This window comes from Streptomyces sp. NPDC059668, from assembly GCF_042734135.1.
GTDB lineage: Bacteria > Actinomycetota > Actinomycetes > Streptomycetales > Streptomycetaceae > Streptomyces.
Window position 1 is genome coordinate 28,364 of the sequence record NZ_JBHWEL010000098.1, and the last position, 4,348, is coordinate 32,711.

The 4,348-nt window shown below is 69.1% G+C and carries 5 protein-coding genes; 4 read left to right on the forward strand and 1 reads right to left on the reverse strand.

Annotation, left to right across the window (positions count from 1 at the left end; translation table 11 throughout):
• Positions 1–343: 343 nt before the first annotated feature.
• Entirely contained in the window at positions 344–790 is a 447-nt protein-coding gene (locus ACFV2J_RS38730) for a transcriptional regulator (protein ID WP_385443165.1), read from the reverse strand.
• 277 nt (positions 791–1,067) lie between these two features.
• Between ACFV2J_RS38730 and ACFV2J_RS38735 the strand changes: the two genes are divergently transcribed.
• From ACFV2J_RS38735 to ACFV2J_RS38750, 4 genes are all read left to right on the forward strand, one after another.
• Positions 1,068–1,424, forward strand: a complete 357-nt coding sequence (locus ACFV2J_RS38735) for a helix-turn-helix domain-containing protein (RefSeq protein WP_385097019.1) — start codon at positions 1,068–1,070, stop codon at positions 1,422–1,424.
• Complete coding sequence (locus ACFV2J_RS38740) at positions 1,421–2,032, forward strand: RNA polymerase sigma factor (protein WP_385097016.1); 612 nt, start codon at positions 1,421–1,423, stop codon at positions 2,030–2,032. The genes ACFV2J_RS38735 and ACFV2J_RS38740 overlap by 4 nt, the downstream gene beginning before the upstream one ends.
• Positions 2,029–3,042, forward strand: coding sequence for a BN159_2729 family protein (locus tag ACFV2J_RS38745; RefSeq protein ID WP_385097014.1), 1,014 nt, complete (start codon positions 2,029–2,031; stop codon positions 3,040–3,042). The genes ACFV2J_RS38740 and ACFV2J_RS38745 overlap by 4 nt, the downstream gene beginning before the upstream one ends.
• A gap of 277 nt (positions 3,043–3,319) precedes the next feature.
• Entirely contained in the window at positions 3,320–3,577 is a 258-nt protein-coding gene (locus tag ACFV2J_RS38750; RefSeq protein ID WP_385097011.1) for a hypothetical protein, read from the forward strand.
• Positions 3,578–4,348 lie beyond the last annotated feature (771 nt).

Sequence of the window (4,348 nt, forward strand, 5' to 3'; positions counted from 1 at the left end):
CTCGGGCGCCCCCCCCCCCCCCGTTCTTACCCCCCCCCCCCCCTGGCCGCCCCCCCGGTCGGGCGGGCCGGGGGGGGGCGGCACCGCCCCCCCCCGGGCCGGTGATGACACAGGCGACGGCGGAGGTCCGATGACGGACCTCCCATGAACGCGGCCGCCAGTGGCTGTCCGCGCAGGCCGGGGCGCGGGCGCCGGCGACTTCACCAGGAAGTCCCACGGCTGCGGCAGCAGGACGTCCCTCACCTCGCCCGACCACACGCCTGCCCCGCCCCGGTACCAGGCGTTCCGGACCGGCCGCTTCGATCAGCGCCACGCGCATCGGGCCCGCGCCCGCGCCGCGCCGTCACGCACCTCCGACGACCGCCCGCAGCTCGTCGGAGGAGTCGAGCTCCTCCTGGAGACGGATCGCCTGGACGATGGTCCCGCTGAGCGTCTTACGGATGATCGGATCCGTGATCCCCCACGCGTCCATCGCCTCGTCGGGCGAGAGCGGCGCCGAGTTCGCCTCACGGTTCGCGTCCTGCGTCCCTCTCTGCTCGGGAATGTGACCGGTCTCCACCAGCAGCCTCCGGTGATCGAGATCGAGGACCGTCGCCCACGTCGTCAACTGTGAGGGCAGCGGCAGAGTCTTTCCGTCCAGCGTCCGGCTGATGGTGGTCAGGCTCAGGCCGGTCAGAGCCGCCAGCTGCGCCCGGCCACCCTGTCTCGGGCGCACGTCGTACCCGGCCTCGGTCGCGACCGTGGTGAGATACGCGCCGGCCCGCCGTGCCTGCGCCTGCCGTCCGGACAAACTCGGTGGGGGGGATGTTGCCCGACTCCCATGGGTGGGATCTTCCATGCTCCGCATCTTTGGAGGGTAGCGCGCATGCATGTCACCGCATGCCGGTTGCACGCGTGCACCTTCGCAGGTCAAAGCCAAGATCGATATACCCGCAGGCCACTTCGCCGATCTCGCATTTGTGTGCGAATCAAAATGCCCTTGCGTCACTATCGTCTGGCAACTTGCATATGTTGCGTGCGTGTGGGTTAGCCACATGCACGCACGTCCCTGAGGGGGTTCCCTGACCATGCTCCGCCTCCACATGGCCAAGCTCCTGGTGAAGGCCAGGGAGCTCGGCGACGAGAGCGTCACCGACGTGGCGCAGCGCACCGGCATCAGCAGATCGACGCTTCACCGGCTCGCGGCCGGCACGAAACAGCCGAGCCTGGCCACCCTCTGGACCCTGCGCGGCGCCTACGGAGTCCGCCTCGACACCCTCGTCTACGACGACCCGCGTGTCATGCGGTCCACTCCCGTCCGGCCGGCGCGCACAGGTGGCCGGCCCGGCACGGGTCCCGGTCCACGTCCAGCCGTCCGAGCAGCCGCCACACACCGCGAGCCGACCGCCCTGTACCCACTCCACGATCCGGGAGCAGACCATTGACCACGCAGACTCGTACCGCAACGGGCCCCCGCGCCTCGAAGGATCAGTTCCCGGGGGAACCGGCTCTCATCACCCGTGCCCGGCACGGCGATCCTGACGCCTTCGGCGAGCTGTACCGATTGCACCACGACGTGATCGCCGCGTTCATCAGACAGCGCGTCAGATCCAACACCACTCTGGCCGAAGACCTCACGTCGGACGTCTTCGTCAAGGCATGGAACAAGATCGCCACGTTCCGGTGGACCGGCACTCCCATCCGCGCCTGGCTGTGCGCCATCGCCCGCAACGTCGTCGCCGACCATTTCAGGGTCGCCTCGACCCGGCACCTCATCCTCGTCGAACAGATCGCCCTGGTGGGCGACATCTGGACCATTCCCGTCAACACCGCCGAGGACACCGTCCTGAACACCTTGGACATCGCCGACCTGTACGACGTCCTCTCGGACATGACGCCACGTCAGCAGGCCGTCATTCGGCTCCGCTTCCTGGGAGAGATGTCCATCCTCGAAACCGCCCGCACGATGGGCACCACCACCGGAGCCGTCAAGACCCTCCAATGGCGCGCACTGAACTCGTTGCGCAAGGCCTGCACGGGAGCCGCAGCATGACCGCCACCCCCGACAACCACACCGACATCGAAGAGGAACTCACCAGACGCCTGGGCCGACTGGCCCACACCTTCATCGCCGAACTCGACGCTCTGGGCCGCCTGGTCCACACGGGCGGTGCCCAGGACCTCGGATCGCCAGGACAACAACACCAGGCACACCCCCACTTCGTCCCCGTCGCCACACCTCAGGCTTCCCCGTCCCTCCCTGCCGAGGCGGAGCAGGCGCTCACCGACCTCGTCACCGCACAGTCGCGCCTGCCCGCACCGCGCGAGGCCCCCGCGGACACCGCCGACGCACAACCCGCGGACACGGCCTGGATCGCCCACTCGCCCATCGCCGCACTCCGGGGCACGATGGTCCTCCCTCGCGCCGACCGCCGGACACCCGTCACCGACGTCACCTCTCACCCGCGGGACACACCAGGCAGCACCCCCCGCCCGTCGCCCACCGAGCAGCCGGCGACGGCCACCCAGGACGACACCGGCGACACGACGGCACACCACGAACACGCCGCCCGCTGGGATGTCGCCAACCGGACGGCCACCACAGCGGACCGGCTCAGGACCGCGAACGCCCACCGCCTCGAACTCACCCACATCGCCTCGGACGACGAACGCGTCAGCGTCCAGATCCGCGCCATCACCCTCGACGACTGGGAACACTGGCTCACCACCATCGGCGCGCCACTCGCGGCGCCCACCCACCGATGCGGAGAGGCCCAGATCGCCACCGGACGGATCGACGAAGTCGACATCCACCTCACCGCACACGGTGTCCCCCCTCTGCTCGAGCAAGCCGTCCAGGCCGCCGTCACCCCCTACTGCCTCGGCGGCCGCGTCTACGACCTGGCCTTCGACCACAGTGACCGCCATGGCCAGACATGGCGCTACCTGGGTCACTGTCAAGAAGACGAGATCCCTCTCCTCACCCTTCACGGAACCGACGGCCCCCACTACCCGATGCCCTCCGTCATCACCGCCAACGGCCCGCTCGTCCCCCTCGCATAGAGGCGTGCCCATTTCCACCGAACCATGCGACCCCACCGCCGACGTACTCCTCCGGGGACGGTCCGCGTGACGTGCCACCGCACCTGAGCGGGTTCCGGACGGCCTTGGAACCGCGGCCCTCGCGGCGAGCACCCCGGCGCGTCCGCGCTGCCGTCGGCCACGCGCGCCCTCCCGGCCGCCGGACCGGCCTGTCAAGAAAGTGGCACGGGGAGGATTTCCCCGTACGTCACTCAGGAACAGCGGGTCGCGAATTCCGCTCCGGCGAGAGGCTGTTCACGTGCTCTTCGTGCAGGGAACGTCGATGACAGCCGTAGTGCGCGGCAGTGCCGGAGAACCGGTCATCCTCCTTCCAGGGCAATCGCGTCTGGCGGCGGGGGATCCGGGCTGGGTCGACGTCCTCAAGGCGGCACATGTCGTCCTGAACGCGACGGAATTGCGATGCCTGTGGACCGCCATGCTCACCTTCGGCACATGGCGACCCGATTCCTACATGGTTGCCGAAGGTGACGTACTCGCGGTCTACCGGTTCCGGTGACCTCCTGGCAGGCATCGAGAACGACCCGTCACTCCCGCGTCCCGGACATTGTCGTGGTGAAGGCGGATCAGAGAAGCGGGTGACACCCGCCATCGCAAGGACCACGCCTCTCTCGCGGCGCTCTGATCGGTCAACCAGCCCCCACCGGACCGCAGATGAGGACTCGGGCCGATCGGGCCCCACCGCACCGATGACTCCTTGGCGATGGCTCACTCTTCACGGAGTCCGGTAGCGGTAGCGCTGGACGACCGGGATCGGCCGATGGAGCCGGCGCCCGTCATCCGGTTCCCCGGCCCCGTGCGCCGACGGATGGCGGCGGCTCCGGGAGAACGTCCAGCAAAACAACTTGCCTGCGAGTGGCGGCAGTTCGCGAATCGATGCCCCGTTCGGGGACGCACGGGCGAGCCAGATCCAGGAAGACCCCGCTTCGACCAGGCACTTCGTCGGCCCCATCGCGGTGCCGTGCCCTCACGATCAGAACAGGCGCACGACTTTGAACGAATGTCGGATATGGAGGGTTTGCGCAAGGCGCCCGTCTTCCACTACCGTCCAGGACCTCCGGACAGAACGTCCTGAGTCTCTGGACGGCAGAACGCGAGCACGACTGCGTTTTCCTCTTCGTGGACCTGCCGTTCAGGACTTCATCGGCCGGGGCGCCCCACGCCCCGGCCGATGAGAACAGGCGACTTGTACGGACCCGGGCACCGGAGCGCACCGGGGGGGGGGGCGCGGGGGCGCCCCCGCGCCCGCGTTCGGCGAGCCAGGCGAGCT

What these genes read in the sequence shown, in the direction of transcription:
- ACFV2J_RS38745 (WP_385097014.1), top strand. Translation starts at nt 2,029, where the DNA reads ATGACCGCCACCCCCGACAACCACACCGACATCGAAGAGGAACTCACC.
- ACFV2J_RS38735 (WP_385097019.1), top strand. Translation starts at nt 1,068, where the DNA reads ATGCTCCGCCTCCACATGGCCAAGCTCCTGGTGAAGGCCAGGGAGCTC.